The sequence below is a fragment of the Chryseobacterium sp. Tr-659 genome, assembly GCF_011752975.1.
Lineage (GTDB): Bacteria > Bacteroidota > Bacteroidia > Flavobacteriales > Weeksellaceae > Chryseobacterium.
In genome coordinates, this window is record NZ_VWWP01000005.1 from 247,539 (window position 1) to 268,729 (window position 21,191).

Consider the following 21,191-nt stretch of genomic DNA (forward strand, 5'->3'; position numbering starts at 1 on the left):
GTATATTTGTTGAGCAACTAATTAAAAATCTTGATCATGAAAACTAAAATTTACAGCTTAATGTTGGTATGCGCAGCTTTTCCCTTATTTTCACAAGTTGGTATCAATACAACTTCTCCAACAGCTACCCTAGATGTTAACGGAACACTAAAAGTTAGACAAACTCCTATGGCAACTGCTTTACCCGGATATCAGATCCTAGCTCTTAACCAAGGGAGTACAGAAGTATATGCAATGGACCCTCAGGTGATAATTAATGCAACAGGAGTTAACACTTCAGTATATACAGCAAAAAAAACAACAGGTATCAGTCTTTTAAGCTTAGGGCTTTTTCCGGGAGGATTTCAGCCTGTAAACTTTGTAGCAGCAGATCGAAATATAGGAAATGCCAGTTATTTTACAGATGCTGACGGATCTTATAACATCCAAAGCACAGGTGTATATGCCATCGGATTTGCTTTCAGGTACGGATCAGGGCTTCAGGCATCTTTATTATCAGGAGCGCCGGGTATCGGAATAGCAAGAACAAGGTCCGGAGTATCTACCATAATAGACAGCCGTCCTTTCAGTGGTATCAACCTTGCCCTGGCTGTCAATCTTACACTTTCTGATTCCAGCATCAACTCCCTGTATTCATTCCAGGCCAATGATAAAGTCTCTTTCGGACTTGTAGATTCAGGTAATATCAGTGTAGGTTTACTTGGTTCCAGTATAGCATCATTCTATATTTACAAAGTATCCAATTAATAAGAACATATTGTTAGTTATCTATACCGTTAACCCATCACTTACTCTGTGATGGGTTAATTTTTTAACTGCATTTAGAACACATTTCTTTATATTTGATAAAAACTACGAAATGAATGAAATTCTTGCTGTCTTATTAATAGTGGTTATCATCATCATTTTCAATAACCTGAACAACAAAATCAGGAAACTTGAAAAAAAGATAGCTGATCTTACTGCTAAAATCAACAAGACTCCAGCCCAACATGAAGCGGACAACGCACAGGTTACGGCTGAAGAATCCATCATTCCAAAACAAATACAGCCTCATGAGGTTTATTCTGCGCCTCAGATGCATGGTACAAATGAAGAATCCGTTACAACCATAGCGCAGAAAGACAGACTTGCTCCTTTATTTGATTTTTTAAAACAAAATGCACTGACTATTATCGGTATTTTTACCCTTGTCTTGGGAATCGGTTATTTTGTTAAATATGCTATAGATAAAAACTGGATCGGAGAAACTGCAAGAGCAGGAATAGGATTTTGTACGGGAGCAGCAATCATTCTTACAGGACATTTTCTAAGAAAAAATTATACAGCTTTTGCTTCCATCATAACAGGAGGCGGAATCGCTGTTTTATATTTTACAGCCACCATCGCTTTTCGGGAATACCATCTCTTTACACAGAATACCGCTTTTTTTATTACAACCTTAATTACTGCAATATCCATTATACTTTCTTATTATTACAAAAGTGAAGTTCTGATTATCTTTTCATTAATCGGAGGTTTTACTGCTCCTTTAATGGTGAGCACAGGCAATAGCAATTATCTTTTCCTTTTTATATATCTCAGCCTTTTAAATTCAGGAATGTTAGCTGCCACTTTTCTAAGACACTGGAAAAGTGTGGGATGGGCAGCCTATATTTTCACAACCCTTTATCTTCTGAATTGGTCTTATGAAAAGCCTGAACTTTTAAGCATCTCCTTTTACATCATCAGTTATATGATATTTTATATTTTTGCACTGCTTGATTATATCAGAAAAAATACGCTTTCAACTTCAGATATTTTAATGCTTGCATTCATTAATTTCTCAAGTATTATTGGTCTGGTTTATACTTTTGATGAATTAAAATATGAACCCGCAATTATTTTTCCGGTTGCTTTTGCGCTAATCAATTCGGTATTATTATTCAGAGAATATGGAAGGAAAAATTTTGGCATCTCTTATTCCGTATTTGCAGGAATCACAGTAAGTCTGATTACCATAGCTGCCGCCATTCAGTTTAAAGCTCATCTGATTACAAGTGTATGGGCAGTGGAAGCCACTCTCCTTCTTTTTATCTGGAAAAAAACAGGTCATAAGGTTTTCAAGAGCTTATTTTACATCCTTTTTCCACTGGTTATTATCGCACAGATGATTACCTGGTCTGAATATTTTAATGCAAAAAACCTCTCCATCATTATTAATCCTGTATTTTTAACCAGCCTGGTAACGGTAATCTCAACGGTTATCAATTTATATATTCTCAAGAATACTCAGAAAGAAAAGCAGGAAGAGCCCGGAAACTTTTTTGAAGATCTTATAACCGTGGTCAGTTATGGCATAATCTATTTTGCTATTTTACTGGAAATCATTTATCACATTTATGATATGCCCTGGGCTGTTATAATGAGTGTAGGGTTGTTATTCAGTATTTACTATATCTTCGCCCTATTGCTTTTAAGAAAAAAACTAAAGATCAGCAATGAGCTTCAGAATGCTTTTATTTATCTGCTCCTTTTTTTATCCATAGTGAACGTTTCTGTTTCCACCTCATCAGTAGTTACCGATATTCTAACAAAAAAACTTCAAACCAATTTTTTCCTGCTGCATCTTTTACAATGGATTACTTTTATATATGCAGGAATTAAAATTATACCTTCATCAGGATTTCATCAATACAAAATTTCTTATTGGATACTTGCTCTGGCAATAGTTACCGGAATAAGTTTCGAATTACATCACGCTTATATTCTGATGTCTGCAAATGATCTGCAACACTCTTATGATCTGCAAAAACATTTTAATATCCTTTATTTACCAATTATATGGACAGTTCTTGCCAGCATCTTTATTTATATAGGATTAAAAAAGAATATACAGGAATACAGCAAGATAGGATTTGCTCTCATGGGGCTTATGGTTTTGAAACTTTACGGTCATGATGTATGGCAAATGGATAATATTTCAAGAATCAGTGCTTTTATTGCACTTGGTATCATCTTGTTATTAAGCTCTTTCACCTTTCAACGTCTGAAAAACATCATCAGGAATATGGTGGATAAAAAAGAAAAAAACGAAGACCTTACAGACTGACAATTAGGATAAAAAGTCTTATTTATAAATAAAATTTAAAACAATACAATATTTTATTCACATTTTGTAAAAAATAACTATATTTATCACGTTTTTAACAGTTACATATTCTGATTATGAAAAAATTACTCTATTCTTTTTTAATACTGTCATCTGCAACTTTATTTGCACAGCAAAAAAATCCGGCTGTAAAGTTTGCAGTTGCTGACAATGCTATTGGAACAGTAGAATTGTTCAATACAAGAAAAAACGTATTGCAGGTTTCGAAAGTATACAATACTCCGGCAAGTCTTCCCCAAAGTTTAAAAAAATACAGTTCTGTTTTTACAAAAGGGGTTACTGAGTACAAATTCAAAAACGGAGAGAATATATTTGACAGAATGCCATTGGCTGATATCAATACCCAGTATAATGTTCCGTCAGATACTCCTGTAATTATTGACGGATATGAATTTACGGATACCAGCACAGTAATATATCCGGAAATCAAGAAAAAAGCCGAAGTAAAAGATCACAACGGCAGAAAGACATTATTTATTTATACTACCGAGTAATTAATACTATATAAAAAAGGATACTGGCTCTACAGTATCCTTTTTAATTTAATATTTATTGTTCCATTTTTTCTTCAGCTCTTCGTAAATTTTCTTTTCTGTAGAGTTATTTCCCGGCTCGTATAGTTTCACATCCTTTATCTCCTGAGGAAGAAAATCCTGATCCACAAAATTACCTTCGTAAGAATGGGCATATTTATATTCTTTCCCGTAATCCAGATCTTTCATCAGCTTTGTAGGCGCATTTCTTAAATGGAGAGGCACAGGCAGGTTCCCGCTCTGTTTCACTAATGCCAGCGCGTCATTAATTGCCATGTAGGCTGAATTACTTTTAGGAGATACAGCAAGATATACCGCTGTTTCACTTAATATGATTCTTGCTTCAGGATTTCCGATCACATTAACAGCCTGAAAACAATTATTGGCAATCACCAATGCATTAGGGTTTGCTAACCCGATATCTTCTGCTGCCAGAATCAGCATTCTCCTGGCAATAAATTTAATATCTTCTCCACCTGCAATCATTCTTGCCAGCCAATAAACAGCTCCGTTGGGATCACTTCCCCGCATGGATTTGATAAACGCAGAAATAATATCATAATGCTGTTCTCCGTTTTTGTCATAAAGTGCCATTGTTTCCTGAAGCACTTCAAGAACATCGGCATTAATAATTTCTTTTGTTCCGGAATCCTTATATTGATTCAAAACCAACTCAACGGAATTAATCAGCTTCCTGGCATCTCCTCCGGAGTATTGAATGAAAGCTTCTTTTTCAAGAATCTTAAAATCGGCGTTTTCATCTTTATTATATCGAGAAGCAGCAATATCAATAAGTTCTTCCAGCTTTTCATAACTCAAAGCTTTTAAGACATAGACCTGACTTCTTGAAAGTAATGCTGACACTACTTCAAAACTTGGATTTTCTGTAGTAGCTCCTATTAAAACAATCCAGCCCTTCTCTACTGCATGCAGCAGTGAGTCTTGCTGTGATTTATTGAAACGGTGAATTTCATCAATGAATAAAATGGGTGACTTCCCTGAAAACAGGTTTTGCTTCTTAGCATCTTCAATCACATCACGTACATCTTTCACTCCTGAAGAAACCGCCGAAAGTTTATAAAATTTCCTGCCGGACTGTTCAGAAATAATTTCAGCCAGTGTCGTTTTTCCCGTCCCCGGAGGTCCCCAAAATATCAGCGAATTAAGGGTATTGTTTTCGATCATTTTCCTGATCGTTCCCTTCTCGCCGGTAAGATGTTCCTGCCCCAGCACTTCATCCAGGGTTTTAGGTCTTAATTTTTCAGCTAATGGAATATTTTGATTCAAGGTAATTCTATTTTTATAAGATGAATATCCCGGATTTCTGATCTCCGAAACTTATAACAAAATTAAACTAATTTTCATTTTTTTACCCTATTTTTGCATTGTTTTGAAACTTACATTCAATAAAATCATTACATTCCCGCTGGTAATTTTGGTCAAATTTTACCAATGGTTCATTTCGCCCTTACTTCCCAAAAACTGCCGTTACGAACCTACCTGCTCTCATTATATGGTAGAGTCACTTCAGGTTCATGGTCTTTTTAAAGGATTCTGGCTGGGATTCAGGAGAATTTTAAGATGCCATCCCTGGGGAGGAAGCGGTTATGATCCTGTCCCGCCCAAACATAAAAATCAATAATCAAACTATTAAATCAATAGAAAAATGAATACTATTTTTTTCAGAATTTATCTTGTGCTGTTTGCGTTCACCACGCAGCTCTTTTTTGCACAGGAATACCCTGGAGGTTTATCTGACGGAACTTTAGATATCAATGGAAGCGATGTTCCTGTAAAGATCTATTCCACCACAGAAATGGGAGACCTTACTGCTTTCCCGGACAGAGCCATCAATAATAATGTTCTGGTTATCCTTAATGAAGCCAATCTTGAGCCTGCTTATTATAATTATGGTTCATCTACTTTAGCCAGATTCAAAGATTCAAAATATCAGTTTTTTGACAAAGACTTCAAACTGATCGACAGTCCGGTTACCAAAGACAATATTACCACATTCAAATATGCTGTAAAATCTGCAAAACCCATCACTGCTTCTGATAAAGTGGAGCTTAAAACTCCGTTTAAAATATGGGATCCTTCCAAAGGAATTCACTTAGGACCTATAACGCTTCACTTCTACAGTCTAATGTTTGTGTTTGCATTTGGTTTTGGATATATTTTAATGTCCAGAATCTTTAAAATCGATAATATTAACCAAAAATACCTTGAACCTCTTTTTACCTGGACATTGATAGGAACAATTCTTGGAGCGAGATTAGGACATGTTATTTTTTATCAGCCTGAATTATTCAAAGAAGATTTCTGGAGTGTATTTTTACCGATAAGCACAAAAAACGGAATTAAATTCACAGGGTTTTCAGGGCTTGCCAGCCATGGAGCAACGATTGCCCTGATCCTTACAACACTTTATTATTCGTTCAGAATCATCAAAAAAAATCCGTTCTGGGTATATGACAGATTAGGTATTGTAGTTGCGTTAGGAGGTGCTTTTGTAAGAATGGGGAATTTCTTCAATTCTGAAATTGTTGGAAAACCGGCAGATCCAAACTCTCCGTTTGCATTACTTTTCCCTCAACAAAGCAGTGAATACGGACTTACCGTGCCACGTTATCCCAGCCAGTTATTTGAGGCCGTGGGTTATGTAGCTCTTTTCATTTTACTTTGGATCTTATATAGAAAAACAGATAAAAAATATCAGCAGGGGTGGTTATTCGGATTGTTCTTTATCATTCTTTGGGCGATCAGATTCTTTGTTGAATTCCTTAAAGAACCTCAGGGTGATGAGTTTATCCAATTGGGTAATTTAAATACAGGACAGGTTCTTTCTATCCCTTTCATGATTGCCGGAGTTGTAATTATGATTGTTTCTAAGAAATTTAAAATTACACCGGAAGAAAACGAAAAACCGGAATAAGGTAATCAGATTAAAGGTAAAATAGCTGAAAAGCAAAAATGGTTGATGAAACCGGAAGCTTTGTTTAGCTATTAAAATATAAAGGTAGGTTTGTATCATTACAAACTTACCTTTTTTCTTTATCCTCTCAGCGTCTTTATTATTTCAGCCATTTAGCTTCATTTGCTGTATCACAAATTCTTAATAACTTTCCTGTTTAGTTCGTCAAAAACACCTCCCAATTCATCAATAACATCTGTTGGCAGCATAGATTCTTTTGAATGTTTTTCAGATGCGAGATCTGCAGCTCTTCCATGCAGCCAGACTCCTAAAATAGATGCATGTTCCGCGGAATACCCCTGAGCCAGAAGTGAGGTTAGGATTCCGGTCAGAATATCTCCGCTTCCTCCTTTGGCCAGACCTGCATTCCCTGTTATATTATAAAAAACATTTTTTTCAGGGGTAATGATTTGGGTATGATGATCTTTCAAAACAATATAAATACCGAGTTCTTTCGCTTTTTCTCTTCCTAATTCTAATCTTTCATAAGAGCTGGTTGTACTTCCAAAAAGTCTTTCAAATTCTTTAGGATGCGGAGTAATGATGGACCTTTGGTGAATTAATTTCAAATTTTCCGGATCTCCTGCAATGATATTCAAGGCGTCTGCATCCAGAACCAAAGGATGAGAATACTCTTTCAGAAACCTCAGAAGGCTTTGTGCTGTTTCCGGATGAGTTCCAAGACCGGGCCCAATTCCACAAACCGCTCCTTTATCCCATTCAAAATTTGTTATCAACTGTTCTCCTCCTTTAATAAACATAGCTTCAGGGCAGGACGTCTGCAATATTTCATACCCACATTCAGGAGCGAGGGTAAATGTCAGTCCGGCTCCGGTTTTCAACGCTGATTTCGTTGCTAGCACTGCAGCGCCTATTTTTCCGTAACTTCCTCCTGCAATAACAGCTTTACCATAGCTTCCTTTATGAGAAAATTCCTCTCTGGGCTTAAATATAGATCCAATAAGTTCGTCTTCTGCTACGAAGTATTCAGTTTCTGTAGTTTCAGGATAGTTTCTGCTTAAATCAATATCCAGTACTATTACTTTTCCGGTATATTTTCCTGTTTCCGGATGGAGAAAGCTTCGCTTCCAGCATTGAAAAGTCAATGTATAATCTGCTTTCAGAGCAACAAAAGTATTTTCAAACATCTTATCTGCAGACAATCCGGCAGGAATATCAATGGATATCTTAATGTTCTTTTCTTCATTTAGCTTCTCAACAAGCAGCCTGTATTCTTTCTCTAAAGGTCTTGATAAACCTGTACCAAAAAGCGCATCAATAATAATTGTTTTGTCATCAAAAACATATTGTTCGGTATAATCAAATTTCCTTACGGTAATTCCGGAAATATCCCGAAGCCTTTTCAGATTAACGGAAGCATCTTCTGAAAATCTTTGTTTGGGATCATTAACCAATACATCTACATCAAAGCCTTTCAGATAAAGCAATCTCGCAACAGCTAATCCATCTCCGCCATTGTTTCCGCAGCCACAAAATATCACTGCTTTTTTATGGTTTTTACAATGTTCTGAAATCCAGTTAGCTACAGCTGTTGAAGCTCTTTCCATCAACTGAATCGAAGAAACCGGTTCATTAGAAATTGTAAACTGGTCCCAACTGCGTATTTGTTCTGCGGTCAATATCTTCATAAGGCAAATCAACTTTTAAGCAAATTACAAAAGATTTTTCATTATGATACCACCTCATTAACAAAAATAAAAAGTCCTCAATAATGAGATAAGATATTTCTCCAAAGCAAATATTTTCATTAAAATCAATACTATGAATTCAGAACATTTTTTTGCTTTTTTGAGATAAAAAACCATAAAAAGTAGTGTTTTTTACATTTTTTAATTATATTTTTGTGTATATACTAATTAAAAAAAATATAAATTATGGGATTTGTTAAAGAATTTAAAGAGTTTGCCTTTAAGGGCAACGTTCTTGATCTTGCTGTCGGTGTAATCATCGGGGCAGCATTCGGTAAAATTGTTTCCTCATTAGTAGAAGATGTAATTACTCCTCTGATATTAAACCCTGCATTGAAAGCAGCGGGAGCAGAAAATATTGCTAAACTTAACTGGAACGGTGTTGCTTACGGGAATTTCCTTTCGGCAGTAATCAGCTTCCTTTGTATTGCGATGGTTCTTTTCTGGATTATCAAAGGTGCGAACAAAATCAATAAGAAAGAAGATGCGGCTCCTGCAGGACCTACAGAAGACCAAAAGTTACTGACGGAGATCAGAGATTTATTGAAAAGCAAAAATATATAATCTGTCACTTTATAACAGTTTAAAATATCAAAGCACCTCAAATAGAGGTGCTTTTACTATATCATTTCAAGATATTCAACTATTGAATCTGTAAAATACTTGAAATCTGTTCTGCAAGTGAAAGGCCGATCCTGTCCTGAGCTTCAAGTGTAGAAGCTCCTGTATGAGGGGTAAGGGAAATCTTCGAATGGTTAAGGATTTCTTTAGATGGTGTAGGTTCATTGATGAAAACATCTAAGCCTGCAAATCTTACTTTACCGGAATCCAAAGCTTCGATCAACGCTGCTTCATCAATCACCCCTCCTCTTGAGCAGTTGACAACAGCTACTCCTTCTTTCATCATTTCAAATTCATTCTTCCCGATCATATAACCATCTTTCTGAGCCGGAACATGCAAGGTAATAAAATCTGAATGTTTTAAAACCTCCTGTAAAGGTTCTGTTTCTATATCAACGTTAATGAACTGATTATTGTAAAATTTCACTTTGATGCTTGCTCTTCCCACATTATTATCCGCAGCAACTACTCTCATACCAAGTCCTAAAGCAATTCTTGCCACTTCCTGCCCGATTCTTCCCATTCCTACAATACCAATCGTTTTTCCTCTCAATTCGATACCTGCAGCATAAGCTTTTTTAAGCCCAGCAAATTCAGTATCGCCTACTAAAGGCATTTTTCTGTTGGAGTCCTGTAAAAATCTTGCTCCGGAAAACAAATGGGCAAAAACAAGTTCAGCCACAGATTCTGAAGAAGCGGAAGGTGTATTAATCACATGAATTCCTTTTTCTCTGGCATAGTCCACATCAATATTGTCCATACCTACTCCTCCTCTTCCGATAATGTCTATGGATGGGCAGTTATCAATAATATCTTTTCTTACCTGTGTAGCACTTCTCACCAACAGCGTGCGGATTTTGTGCTCATTAATATAATCTACCAAAAACTCCTGCGGAACTTTTGTAGTAATCACTTCAAAGCCCTTTTCTGTTAATGCGTCAATTCCAGATTGATCCAGGCCGTCGTTTGCTAAAACTTTCATAAAATATTAAGTATATTAAAAAATGAAAGATTTAAAAATTAAAGGATAGTTTCTCGCATTTAATTTTTAAATCTTTGAATTATATTTTTATTCGCCGTCTTCTTTGAATACTTCAATGGTCACTTGTTTTTCTACCAAATCCGTAAATCTCCCTTTGTATCTTGTAGCTCTTACCAGGTGGTTATCTATCCAGTGATAATTTCCTCCTCTTGGTTTTCCGCAAAGCACGCTGTGGTATTTAAAACCATGTTTGTCCAGCCAGTCTATTGTGATTTGTTTCAGATTTTCGGTTCTGGAGGTAAAAAAGCAGATCTGATGTCCCTCGTCATACCATCTGTTGATCGTTTCCAGTGCATCAGGATAGGGTTCGCAGGTAACCATTCTTTCCGGTTCTTCGTTGGGAACGTCATCAGTAATGGTTCCGTCGATATCTATTAAGTAATTTTTTATTCCATCCTTTAGAATAGGACTAATGTGTTCAATGTATTCTAATTCCATTACTAAATATTAAGTAACAAAGTTAGCGTTTTTACAACTACAAGGCATATTAAACTTAGTATATGTTAATTTTTTACTATAAAAACCGTTATTCTTAGAATAATATTAATATTTTATTAATCATTTAATAGATTTTGATTAAAATTTTTCGTTTTACATTTTCTTTTTAAATGAGAATGTAGAAAAAGGCAATATATGAATTTTCAAATTTGCGTATAAACATTCCTCATTCTTTGGCTTCAACAACGTTATTACAAAAAGTATGATGTTTATCTAAAAATTTCCGAAATACATTTATTACGCTTACATTTGTAGGAATGGAAGAATTAGTCGTTTTAGTAAATCCTGAAGATGAAGTTTTAGGGCTGATGGAAAAACAACAGGCTCACATCAATGGCCTGTTACACCGTGCTTTTTCTGTATTCCTTTTCAATAATAAAGGTGAAATGCTTCTTCAGAAAAGGGCACCGGGAAAATACCATTCTCCTAACCAATGGACCAATGCCGTATGCTCACACCCCAGAAATGGGGAAACGTATCTGAATGGAGCAATACGCAGACTGAAAGAGGAACTGGGGATTGAAACGGAACTTTCGGAAAAATTCAACTTTATTTACAAAGCAGATGTGGGAGGAAATTTATGGGAACATGAGCTCGACCATGTTTTTACTGGTAATTATAATCATGAATTTCAATTGAACCCTGATGAAGTTTCTGAAGTTCGTTTTATTTCCATGGAAAAATTGGACCAGGAACTAAAAGATCATCCGGAAAACTTTACGGAATGGTTTAAAATCATATTGAAAGAATACAAAGAGCACTTATAAACTCATCTTACCATGAAAGTGTTCTTACTTATATATTTTTTTTAGTTTCAACAGGATATTTCCCCTGCTTTATAACTCTTTATCAAAGAATGGAAACAATCTTATGAACGGAATTAATCCTAAGAAAATTTATAATAAAGTTTTAAATGGTAAAAAGCTGATTCCAATATCAATTTCACCATCAAAAACAATACTGAGAAGCTATTACTTAATACTATTTCAGACAAACATACAGAGGTAAAAGGAAAAATATTTTTAGAATAACAAATAAATTTAAAAAGTAAATTATGAACAAAACGGCTTTATACGACAAACACGTTTCTTTAGGAGCTAAAATAGTTCCGTTTGCAGGTTTTGAAATGCCTGTTCAATATTCAGGGGTTACAGAAGAGCACTTTGCAGTAAGAGAAAAGGCAGGATTATTTGATGTTTCCCACATGGGACAGTTTTTCATTGAAGGGCCGGGTTCAAAAGATCTTTTACAGTTGGTAACGACCAATAATGTAGATGCTTTGGAAAATGGAAAGGCACAGTATTCTTGTCTTCCGAATGAAAACGGAGGAATTGTAGATGATCTTATCGTCTACAAAATGGAAGATGACAAATATTTCGTTGTAGTTAATGCTTCTAACATTGAAAAAGACTGGAATCATATTTCAAAATACAATACTTTCGGAGCTAAAATGACGAATGCTTCTGATGAAATGTCATTATTAGCCGTTCAGGGACCTAAGGCTACTGAAATTCTTCAAAAGCTTACGGATGTAAATCTTTCAGAAATTCCTTACTACCATTTCACAGTGGGAAGTGTTGCGGGAGAAAATAATATAATCATTTCAAATACAGGATACACCGGAAGCGGTGGTTTTGAGATTTATTTCAATAACGAAAGTGCTGAAAAACTTTGGGATGCAGTAATGGACGCAGGTAAAGAGGAAGGAATTATTCCTTGCGGATTGGCTGCCAGAGATACTTTAAGACTGGAAAAGGGATTCTGTCTTTACGGAAATGATATCGACGATACTACTTCTCCGATTGAAGCTGGTTTAGGATGGATCACTAAGTTTGACAAAGACTTCGTATCTAAAGATGTTTTCGCAAAGCAGAAAGAAGAAGGAGTTACCAGAAAATTAGTTGGTTTTGAGCTTACAGACAAAGGAGTTCCAAGACATGATTATCCTGTGGTGGATGCAGAAGGAAACGTAATCGGAAAAGTAACTTCAGGAACACAGTCTCCAATGAAGAAAATCGGGTTAGGTTTAGCCTATGTAGACAAGCCTCATTTCAAATTAGGATCTGAGATCTTTATTCAGGTAAGAAACAAGAACATTCCTGCAAAAGTGGTAAAAGCTCCTTTTGTATAATCCGTTCAAAAGATATTCTTAAATAACTGAGGCTGTAAATAAAATTACAGCCTCTTTTTTGTTTAATAGCAGATACAGCAAACAGACCTGTCAGCATTACAAACATCCCCAACTCCCGGTCTGATAGAAACTACTCCGCCAGCTGCCCCACATAAAAAGTTGCATTGGTTTATTGAAGCAACTCCTCCATTAACATCCTTCAGTTCTGATCTGTTAAGTTTCTTTGTTTTTAAAAAGTATGTTTTCATAGTATTAAGATTTTGGTAAGCCTAAATATATGTATTTATTCTTCCAAACCATTCAAAAAAACAAATAAAACACTGACAATAAGACATTTAAAACAAAAACAAATATATTTAAGGGCTAATCAACGGTTTCTTAAACCAGTTTAAGTTTTACCGGAAAATCAATATTTACTTTTGTATAATAACATCTTCTAAAGATATTATAAACAAAAAACTATTTCATGAAAACCAAAAGCTTACATTATTTTTCCGGACTAACTATTTCCTTATTTGTCGGGCTTCATTTATTCAATCATATATGCAGTATTTTTGGAGCGGATCTGCATATTGAAATCATGCATGCTTTCAGAAAACTATATCGCAATCCTATAAGTGAAACTGTATTATTACTTGCGGTGGTTGTACAGATTATCTCGGGACTCAGTCTTTTTTTTATCCTCCGGAAAAATACCCATTTAAAGTTTGAAAAGCTTCAGATATTATCAGGGCTTTATCTGGCTTTTTTTCTTATGATTCATGTATCTGCTGTATTGACAGGAAGATTTTATTTACATCTGGATACCAACTTCTATTTTGGAGCGGCAGGGATCAATACTTTTCCTCTCAATTTATTCTTTATACCTTACTATTCACTAGCTATTTTATCTTTTTTCGGACATATTGCAGCAATACATTATAAAAAAATGCAAATGTCTATTTACCAAATATCACCAGCCACACAATCAAAAGCTATTCTCATATTAGGTATTTTTACCACTCTTCTAATTTTCTATGGATTTACCAACCGCTTTCTGGGTGTACAGATTCCCGAAGAATATAACATTTTGATAGGAAAATAAATAACGTAAATAAAAATGTCCGGCTTATAATAAAAATCATTATTAAGCCGGACAAATCTACTTTTTAAAGTTATATTTATTTCTTTACATCAAAAAATTTCTGTAATTCTTCAACGTTTTTCTTATCATTTCCTACAAAAATCTCCTTATCAGTCATAAAAACAGGACGTTTCAAAAAGGTATAATGATCCAGTAACAATTCTTTAAAATCTTTTTCCGTCAAAGACTTTACATCAAGTCCTCTCAATTTGATTTGAGTAGATTTTCTACTGAACAATGCTTCGTATGATTTTGTTTTTTTATGCATTTCTGCCAGTTCTTCTTTTGTAATCGGCTCTTTTTTGATCTCCCTAAGTTCCCATCCTGTAAGGTCAAATTGTGCTAAAATCTTTCTGCAGGTATCACATGTGTTAAGATAAAATACTTTCTTCATTGCTGTTTCTAATCTGTTATTTGTTAAAATTCTCTTTCATTAAACGTTTCGCCATTCAAAAGTAGGATTTAATCTAAAACTTTGGAAATTATTAAATAACTTTATTCAAATTTTATAAAGATGCAGAACAAGCCTATTACTTTTCAGTTTATTTCGGAGCCTTCAGATGTTAATTACGGAGGAAATGTACATGGAGGAAGTGTTATGAAATGGATTGACCAGGCCGGTTATGCATGTGCTACAACCTGGAGTGGTAATTATTCCGTCACAGTGTATGTAGGGGGAATCCGCTTTTATGATCCTATCAAAATCGGGGAAGTGGTAAAAGTTGACGCTCAGGTAATCTATACCGGAACTTCAAGCATGCATATCGCTATTAATGTTTTTTCAAGAAATCTTAAGCAGCCGAATTTTGAGAAAAAAACCCATTGTATCATCGTTTTTGTTGCCGTAGATGAGAACGGAAAAAAACTTCCTGTACCTAAATGGACCCCGGAAACAGAAGAAGAGAAACAACTGGAAATGTACGCCAAGCGCCTGATGGAACTAAGAACACAGATCGAGGATGAAATGAAACCTTTTCTATAGGTCTCAGATTTAAAGTTCAAAGTTTTAGGTTCAAGGTTTAAAATTTAAAGTTATGTGAGCAACCAGCAACAAAAAAAACCAGCAACCAGCAACCAGCAACAAAATAACCAGCAACCAGCAACAAAATAACCATGACATGAAAAGTATTTTAACCTTAATTACTGTGTTTACTATGGGGTTGATTCATTCTCAGACTCATCGTTTCATCTATGAATTACAGTATAAAATGGATTCTACGGAAGCCGGCCACGAAAAACTGAATATGGTTCTGGATATTACTCCCAAAGAAGTTAAGTTTTATGGGCAAAATCTCATTATTACCGATTCTTTAAACAAAAAATTCGGAATGAATTCCAGTCATACAGATATGTCCGGGCAGGTTGTGAAAAGAAAAATCAATTCTTTTGATAATGAAAATTACATCAACATCAAGCAGGGATATTATTCTTATAAAACCACAGATAAGATAAATTGGACGATTTCTGATGAGATAAAGAAAGTAGAAAACTATACCTTGCAAAAAGCTACTACAAAATTCGGGGGAAGAAGCTGGACAGCCTGGTTTTGCAAAGATATTCCTTTCAATGAAGGGCCGTTTAAGTTCCGGGGACTTCCCGGATTGATCTTTGAACTTTCTGATGCGAAGAAGAACTTCGTCTACAATCTTATTAAAAGTCAGAAACTAACAGGATTCTACTCAACGAATGATTTCCTGGAATCCAATTTCGGAAATAAAGCCGTTCCTATCAATGAGAAACAAAAATACAAACTGATCATGGAGTTTTACAACGACCCATTTGCATTTGAAAGAAATACCATCAGCAAATCTACTAATGATCTTAAAATTAATATCAATGGAAAAGAGATCCGTAATATTGATGAGCTTAACACCCAAACTAAAAGTATGCAGGAAGTGATCAGAAAATACAATAATCCGCTGGAGATTGATAAGGGAATGCATTATCCTGTATATTAAACGAAAATACCACGACCAGGATACATTGAAAATTAACAACAAGATCTTTTTATCTTTTATTATAATTTATATATTTGTATCATCAAAGGAAATGGTGTTCTTCCTTACCCAACCGCTTTACAAAAGCTGATGACGCCTGATTGAAAGATTATTAACAATAACTGATCAGGATTATTATGTCAAAAAATCAACGAACACTTGCTAAAAAAGCAGTTTTTCACACTCATTTTTTCTTTAGAAAATTTCCGGCCCTGCCTTATGTTTTAAAATGGCTGTTCATCAGTATCATTATTGGGGGGTTGGTAGGAACGGCTTCGGCAGGCTTTTTACAATCGCTGGAATGGGCTACTCATTTCAGGGAGAATCATATATGGCTGATTGCTTTGTTACCCATCGCGGGCTTCCTGATCGGACTTTTGTATTATAAATTGGGGAAAGAAGTGGAAGCCGGAAACAATCTTCTGATTGACACCATTCAGGACCCCAAGGGTATCATTCCTTTTAAGATGGCTCCTCTTGTTTATCTTGGAACAATGGCCACTCATTTCTTCGGAGGGTCTGCAGGGCGTGAAGGAACAGCTCTTCAAATGGCGGGAGCTATTGCAGATCAGTTCACTAAACCTTTTAAACTTGACAGGAATGATAGAAAAATATTAATTATTGCTGCCATTGCTGCCGGATTTGGTTCTGTATTCGGAACCCCCTTGGCAGGAGCGGTATTCGGGCTTGAAGTTTTTCTGATCGGAAGAATTCGATATAATGCTATTTTTCCAGCTTTTGCTGCTGCAATCCTGGCCGATTGGGTCACCAGTCTATGGAATGTAAAACACACTCATTACCCTATTGATTTTATTCCAAAACTGGAATTTCTGCCAATTCTTTACAGTGTTCTGGCTGGTATTGCTTTTGGAATCTGTGCTGCGTGTTTCAGTAAAATCATTCATTGGGCAGGTTCTGTTTTCAAATCAAATATCAAATATCCTCCGCTTCGTCCGGTTGTTGGTGGAATTATCATAGCTCTGGCCGTTTTTGCCATGGGTACCACCCGATATATCGGACTGGGTATTCCCGTGATTGTAGAATCTTTTGAAAAGCAGCTTCCACTCTATGATTTTGCGCTAAAGATGATCTTCACAATCGTTACGCTCTCTGCCGGTTTTAAGGGAGGTGAGGTTACTCCTTTATTCTTCATTGGTGCAGCATTAGGCAGTGCCTTATCTCTGTTTATTCCGCTTCCATTTGGTTTATTGGCGGGAATGGGATTTGTTGCTGTATTTGCAGGTGCTACCAATACTCCACTCGCCTGTATGCTGATGGGAATTGAATTATTCGGAGCTGAATGCGGTGTGTATGTGGCTATTGCCTGTGTTGTTTCGTATCTTTTTTCAGGACATAACAGTATTTACACAAAACAGAAAATCGGGGAAGCGAAAAACAGAAGGTATGAAAGTCAGCAGGATCATTCAATTTCGGATTTTTTATAGGTTTGTTGCTAGTTGCTGGTTGTTTTGGTTGCTGGTTGCTAGTTACTCATATAACTTTAAACCTTGAACTTTTAAACCTTGAACTTTGAATTCCAGCTCACGTAACCTTCTGTGTTACTCTAAAACTCATTCACCCAGCACCTTTCTTTTCCAACTATAATTCGTAATTTTACCCGTATGTTCGATTACAGATTAAAAGTTTTCCATACGGTAGCTTCAAGATTGAGTTTCACAAAGGCTTCAGAAGAGCTTCACATTTCGCAGCCTGCTGTTACTAAACATATTAAAGAAATTGAAATTCAGATAGGTGCTAAATTATTCGACCGCAAGGGAACTTCCATCCAGCTTACACAAAGTGGAAAGATTTTGTACGAACATGCTGAAAAGATCAGAAATATTTACCGTGACCTTGAATTTGAAATCAGTCAGATTAATCAGCAGCATAAAGGAAAACTGATCATTGGGGCAAGTACTACTGTTGCCCAATATATTCTGCCTGAAATTTTAGCAAAATTCAATACTTATTATAAAGACATCAAAATTGAACTTCTTACCGGAAATACGGAAGCTATTTCAACACTTTTAAAAGAAGAAAAAATTGATCTGGGAATTATTGAAGGAGAATCACAGTCTTCCTATTTTGATTATAAAACTTTTAAACCCGATGAAATTGTGCTCACCGCAAAATCAAACCATGCTTTAGCACACAAAACATTGCATTTAAAAGATCTTTATGATCTGGACCTTATTTTCAGAGAACAGGGTTCCGGGACTTTAGAATTTATTCAAAACCGCCTGAAAGAAAAGGATATCAACATCAATGAATTGAATACCGTTATACAGCTGGGAAGCAGTGAAAGTATTAAAAATTATCTTCTCCACTCAGATTGTATGGCATTTCTTTCTATAAGTACTATTCTGAATGAGCTTAAAAATAATGTACTGACTGTTATTGATATTAAAAACTTTAGTATTGAAAGGGATTTTCATTTTATTCTTCCTAAGGGAGAGCAGTCTGAACTGATACAACTTTTCCTGAGATTTACAGAATAGTAAGCAGTAAACAAAGATATAACTTTTAGTTATCCAACATAACAAAATACAATTTACTTTGTAATAATAAAATACGGAATTTTGAATCAGATTTTAAAAGTTCGTATTATGAAAGATTTCATTCAGAATGAAATGACACGGAAAGTAATTTTCATTGTATTGGCAGCTCTTTGCCTGACTCCGCTTATCTCATCTCCAATCGCTCTGGCTTTGGGTTTCCTTTTAGCGGTTTTTATTGGAAATCCCTTTGAAAAACATCTTCATCAATATATCCATTTATTATTACAGATCTCAATTGTAGGGCTGGGATTCGGGCTGAAGCTGGACGAAGCTCTTCACGCCGGAAAAACCGGACTGATGCTGACCGTAGTAAGTATTGTTACTGTAATGGTTTTAGGGTATCTCCTGGGGAAAGTATTTAAACTTGAAAGACCTTTATCTTATCTTCTTTCCGCTGGTACAGCTATTTGTGGAGGAAGTGCGATTGCAGCGGTCTCACCTATCATAAAGCCTAGTACAAAGCAGATTTCTCTGGCACTGGCTATTGTTTTTACTCTAAATTCTATTGCTTTATTCGTATATCCTGCTATCGGACACCTTCTGAATCTTTCCCAGGAGCAGTTTGGCCTGTGGTGTGCTGTGGGAATTCATGATACAAGTTCTGTAGTGGGTGCTGCCAGCAAATATGGAGACGAAGCCTTGAAAATTGCAACAACAGTGAAGCTGGCCCGCGCTTTATGGATCATTCCCGTTTCACTGATTACTATGTTTGTTTTTAAAAGCAAAGATTCAAAAATAAAAATCCCGTGGTTTATAGGATACTTTATCATTGCTATTCTTCTGAATACTTATTTCCCATTTCTTGACCGATTCAGTGCTTCGATTACTGTTCTGGCTAAATCAGGATTAAATCTGACCCTATTTTTCATAGGATCTACCCTTTCTCTACAGACCCTGAAGTCAATTGGGATGAAACCTTTACTTACAGCAATCCTCCTTTGGGTAACCATAAGTGTGGGAAGTCTTCTTTATATCATTCACTAAAAAACAGCAGAACCCTTTTGAAATCAAAAGGGTTCTGCATATTAAATGTGGAAATGTTTATTTCATGTGTTGAAATAATTTTTTTATGCAAGAGCCTCACCACAAGTATATACCTGCGGGCAAGCCATATATTGAGAACAATATTTTGGACCTGTTACCGCTCCTGAGCAGCTGCATCCGCAAAGAGAAAGGTCTATCTGAATACTTCCAAAGCTGTCAAGGCCTCCTACAATATTTTTCAAATCTTGCTTCTTTAGTTTTTTAGCATTTTTCATGTGATTTAGTTTTAGTTATAATTTAGTTTTAGTTACGTTCCAAAGTTAAACAAATATTAATCACACGCAACAAAAATTATTGCAAAAATTAATAATTTATTGATTCTAACTTAATTATTATATCTTAAATAAGGAATAGAATGTTTATAATTTTTAAACAATTCAAATAATCGGGTAAATTAAAAACGGTATGTTCATTTTCTAAGGCAATAGGTTTTGTCTTTTTTTGAGACCATTATGTTTACAAACAGATATGATTAATCTTTTTAAGAAATATTAATTACTCAGTAAACTCCAGATCTTTATTGTGCGTTTCTGAGATGGTTAAAGAGGAATAAAAAGCTAGTCCAAATACTACAATTCCAACAATTGCAGCGCTTTCTATTACAGAAAAATTCCCTTTAAGAGAATCAAAAGCAAGAATCATTATGGGAACTAACCCTCGTACCATATTCGGAACGGTTGTAGTTGCGGTATTTCTTATATTAGTTCCGAACTGCTCTGCTGCCAGCGTTACAAACATTGCCCAATATCCTGTCCCAAAGCCAAGCCACACACAGAAAAGATAATATTTTATTTCTGTATTGGTATTTCCGAACAGCATAATTGCAACACCAATCAGTGTAAAGATCAGCATATAAAATATAGCCATTTTACGGGATTTTAAAGCATGAGAAATAAAACCACTCAACAGATCACCGACAGAGATACCTACATAAGCCCACATAATTGCCTTTCCGGGGTTGATCTCCTTTATTCCTAATTCAGGGGCAAATTGGTTGGCTAAAACCGCCAGTATCCCTATACAATACCACGTAGGCAATCCTACTGCTATACATTTCAGATATCTGATGAGACGATCTTTATTTGTGAAAAAAGAAAGAAAGTTGCCTTTTGAGACATTTTTATGTTCTATATTCTTGTAAATTCCGGATTCTGAGACGCTTATTCTCAGCAGTAATAGTAAAATCCCCATAACTCCGCCAATGATGTAAGAAATATTCCATCCACCGGCTAATTCTACCGTTAATTGTGCCACTACCGCACCCATTAATCCGAAACCTGCAACTACCGAAGTTCCGATCGCTCTTAAATTCTTCGGGAGGCTTTCAGAAACCAATGTAATTCCGGCTCCCAGTTCTCCTGCTAAGCCAATCCCTGCAATAAACCTTAAACCCGCATATTGGTACACCAAATGTTCTTTTGGAAAATAAGGGAGAAAACCACAGGCAATATTAGCCAGAGAATAGACTAAAATAGACCCGAACAATACGGAAAGCCTTCCTTTTTTATCTCCGAAGATTCCCCAGAAAACACCTCCGAGAAGAAGCCCTACCATCTGGCAGTTTAAAATAAACGTTCCGTCAGCATCAGGGTTAAGACCTAAAGCTTTCAGACTTGGAATTCTCACGATTCCAAATAAAAGGAGGTCATAGATATCTACAAAATAGCCTAAGGCTGAAATAATAACGGGAATTGAAAGGATATGCTTCAGTTTTGAAGACATGGACAGTTCTTGCATTTTTAAGTTTTGATAAAAATAAAAAACCTTTCAATTTCTTGAAAGGTTTTTATTAAATATCTTGCTTTGATTA

At 35.6% G+C, this 21,191-nt stretch carries 21 protein-coding genes, 1 pseudogene and 1 riboswitch; of the genes and pseudogenes, 14 read left to right on the plus strand and 8 right to left on the minus strand.

Features of this window, described 5'->3' with window-relative positions; all coding sequences use genetic code 11:
* The first annotated feature begins 36 nt into the window (after nt 1-36).
* The 3 genes from F3J23_RS13250 (at nt 37) to F3J23_RS13260 (ending at nt 3,645) form a co-directional block, all read left to right on the plus strand.
* Complete coding sequence (locus F3J23_RS13250; RefSeq protein ID WP_167029650.1) at nt 37-747, plus strand: hypothetical protein; 711 nt, start codon at nt 37-39, stop codon at nt 745-747.
* A 112-nt stretch (nt 748-859) separates the two neighbouring features.
* Nucleotides 860-3,091, plus strand: a complete 2,232-nt coding sequence (locus tag F3J23_RS13255; protein WP_167029653.1) for a DUF2339 domain-containing protein — start codon at nt 860-862, stop codon at nt 3,089-3,091.
* A gap of 116 nt (nt 3,092-3,207) precedes the next feature.
* Nucleotides 3,208-3,645 (plus strand): hypothetical protein, encoded by a 438-nt coding sequence (locus tag F3J23_RS13260; protein ID WP_167029656.1) that lies wholly within the window; start codon nt 3,208-3,210, stop codon nt 3,643-3,645.
* A gap of 48 nt (nt 3,646-3,693) precedes the next feature.
* Here the strand turns inward: F3J23_RS13260 and F3J23_RS13265 are convergent, their stop codons facing one another.
* The gene (locus tag F3J23_RS13265; RefSeq protein WP_167029659.1) at nt 3,694-4,971 is read right to left on the minus strand and encodes a replication-associated recombination protein A; all 1,278 of its coding nucleotides are present in this window, start codon (nt 4,969-4,971) and stop codon (nt 3,694-3,696) included.
* A gap of 103 nt (nt 4,972-5,074) precedes the next feature.
* Between F3J23_RS13265 and yidD the strand changes: the two genes are divergently transcribed.
* Both yidD and lgt read left to right on the plus strand, forming a co-directional pair.
* Nucleotides 5,075-5,326: a membrane protein insertion efficiency factor YidD gene (gene yidD, locus F3J23_RS13270; RefSeq protein WP_185156457.1), complete on the plus strand. Its 252-nt coding sequence runs from the start codon at nt 5,075-5,077 to the stop codon at nt 5,324-5,326.
* A 420-nt stretch (nt 5,327-5,746) separates the two neighbouring features.
* Entirely contained in the window at nt 5,747-6,619 is an 873-nt protein-coding gene (gene lgt / locus F3J23_RS21720) for a prolipoprotein diacylglyceryl transferase (RefSeq protein WP_410497883.1), read from the plus strand.
* A 170-nt stretch (nt 6,620-6,789) separates the two neighbouring features.
* On the opposite strand, the gene F3J23_RS13280 is transcribed toward lgt, so the two are convergent.
* Entirely contained in the window at nt 6,790-8,307 is a 1,518-nt protein-coding gene (locus tag F3J23_RS13280; protein ID WP_167029664.1) for an NAD(P)H-hydrate dehydratase, read from the minus strand.
* A 246-nt stretch (nt 8,308-8,553) separates the two neighbouring features.
* Here F3J23_RS13280 and mscL point away from each other — a divergent pair, with 246 nt between their 5' ends.
* Nucleotides 8,554-8,931 (plus strand): large conductance mechanosensitive channel protein MscL, encoded by a 378-nt coding sequence (gene mscL / locus F3J23_RS13285; protein WP_167029667.1) that lies wholly within the window; start codon nt 8,554-8,556, stop codon nt 8,929-8,931.
* A gap of 79 nt (nt 8,932-9,010) precedes the next feature.
* On the opposite strand, the gene F3J23_RS13290 is transcribed toward mscL, so the two are convergent.
* Complete coding sequence (locus tag F3J23_RS13290; RefSeq protein ID WP_167029670.1) at nt 9,011-9,970, minus strand: D-2-hydroxyacid dehydrogenase; 960 nt, start codon at nt 9,968-9,970, stop codon at nt 9,011-9,013.
* A gap of 87 nt (nt 9,971-10,057) precedes the next feature.
* A complete protein-coding gene (locus tag F3J23_RS13295) occupies nt 10,058-10,468 on the minus strand; it encodes a phosphoheptose isomerase (RefSeq protein WP_002980498.1) in 411 nt (136 codons plus the stop codon).
* Nucleotides 10,469-10,785: 317 nt separating this feature from the next.
* Between F3J23_RS13295 and idi the strand changes: the two genes are divergently transcribed.
* Complete coding sequence (idi, locus tag F3J23_RS13300; protein WP_167029673.1) at nt 10,786-11,295, plus strand: isopentenyl-diphosphate Delta-isomerase; 510 nt, start codon at nt 10,786-10,788, stop codon at nt 11,293-11,295.
* A 287-nt stretch (nt 11,296-11,582) separates the two neighbouring features.
* Nucleotides 11,583-12,659, plus strand: coding sequence for a glycine cleavage system aminomethyltransferase GcvT (gene gcvT, locus F3J23_RS13305; RefSeq protein ID WP_167029676.1), 1,077 nt, complete (start codon nt 11,583-11,585; stop codon nt 12,657-12,659).
* Nucleotides 12,660-12,721: 62 nt separating this feature from the next.
* On the opposite strand, the gene F3J23_RS13310 is transcribed toward gcvT, so the two are convergent.
* The gene (locus F3J23_RS13310) at nt 12,722-12,907 is read right to left on the minus strand and encodes a hypothetical protein (protein ID WP_167029678.1); all 186 of its coding nucleotides are present in this window, start codon (nt 12,905-12,907) and stop codon (nt 12,722-12,724) included.
* 218 nt (nt 12,908-13,125) lie between these two features.
* On the opposite strand from F3J23_RS13310, the gene F3J23_RS13315 reads away from it, so the two are divergent.
* A complete protein-coding gene (locus F3J23_RS13315) occupies nt 13,126-13,743 on the plus strand; it encodes a hypothetical protein (RefSeq protein WP_167029681.1) in 618 nt (205 codons plus the stop codon).
* A gap of 76 nt (nt 13,744-13,819) precedes the next feature.
* On the opposite strand, the gene F3J23_RS13320 is transcribed toward F3J23_RS13315, so the two are convergent.
* Nucleotides 13,820-14,176, minus strand: a complete 357-nt coding sequence (locus F3J23_RS13320) for an arsenate reductase family protein (RefSeq protein ID WP_167029685.1) — start codon at nt 14,174-14,176, stop codon at nt 13,820-13,822.
* Between the two features lie 120 nt (nt 14,177-14,296).
* Here F3J23_RS13320 and F3J23_RS13325 point away from each other — a divergent pair, with 120 nt between their 5' ends.
* The 5 genes from F3J23_RS13325 to F3J23_RS13345 all read left to right on the plus strand — a co-directional run bounded on the left by F3J23_RS13325 (nt 14,297) and on the right by F3J23_RS13345 (nt 19,321).
* On the plus strand, nt 14,297-14,764 hold the full coding sequence (locus F3J23_RS13325) for an acyl-CoA thioesterase (protein ID WP_002980508.1): 468 nt from the start codon (nt 14,297-14,299) through the stop codon (nt 14,762-14,764).
* Between the two features lie 136 nt (nt 14,765-14,900).
* Nucleotides 14,901-15,740: a GLPGLI family protein gene (locus F3J23_RS13330; RefSeq protein WP_167029688.1), complete on the plus strand. Its 840-nt coding sequence runs from the start codon at nt 14,901-14,903 to the stop codon at nt 15,738-15,740.
* Nucleotides 15,741-15,818: 78 nt separating this feature from the next.
* A riboswitch (Fluoride riboswitch) is annotated at nt 15,819-15,886 on the plus strand.
* A 30-nt stretch (nt 15,887-15,916) separates the two neighbouring features.
* Nucleotides 15,917-17,224: a voltage-gated chloride channel family protein gene (locus F3J23_RS13335; RefSeq protein ID WP_185156458.1), complete on the plus strand. Its 1,308-nt coding sequence runs from the start codon at nt 15,917-15,919 to the stop codon at nt 17,222-17,224.
* A 177-nt stretch (nt 17,225-17,401) separates the two neighbouring features.
* Entirely contained in the window at nt 17,402-18,277 is an 876-nt protein-coding gene (locus F3J23_RS13340) for a LysR substrate-binding domain-containing protein (RefSeq protein ID WP_167029691.1), read from the plus strand.
* Between the two features lie 108 nt (nt 18,278-18,385).
* Nucleotides 18,386-19,321 (plus strand): YeiH family protein, encoded by a 936-nt coding sequence (locus F3J23_RS13345; RefSeq protein WP_167029694.1) that lies wholly within the window; start codon nt 18,386-18,388, stop codon nt 19,319-19,321.
* A gap of 83 nt (nt 19,322-19,404) precedes the next feature.
* Here the strand turns inward: F3J23_RS13345 and F3J23_RS13350 are convergent.
* Nucleotides 19,405-19,599: pseudogene (locus tag F3J23_RS13350) on the minus strand (hypothetical protein); the annotation flags it as partial.
* Between the two features lie 277 nt (nt 19,600-19,876).
* Nucleotides 19,877-21,118 (minus strand): MFS transporter, encoded by a 1,242-nt coding sequence (locus F3J23_RS13355; RefSeq protein WP_167029701.1) that lies wholly within the window; start codon nt 21,116-21,118, stop codon nt 19,877-19,879.
* Between the last annotated feature and the right edge of the window lie 73 nt (nt 21,119-21,191).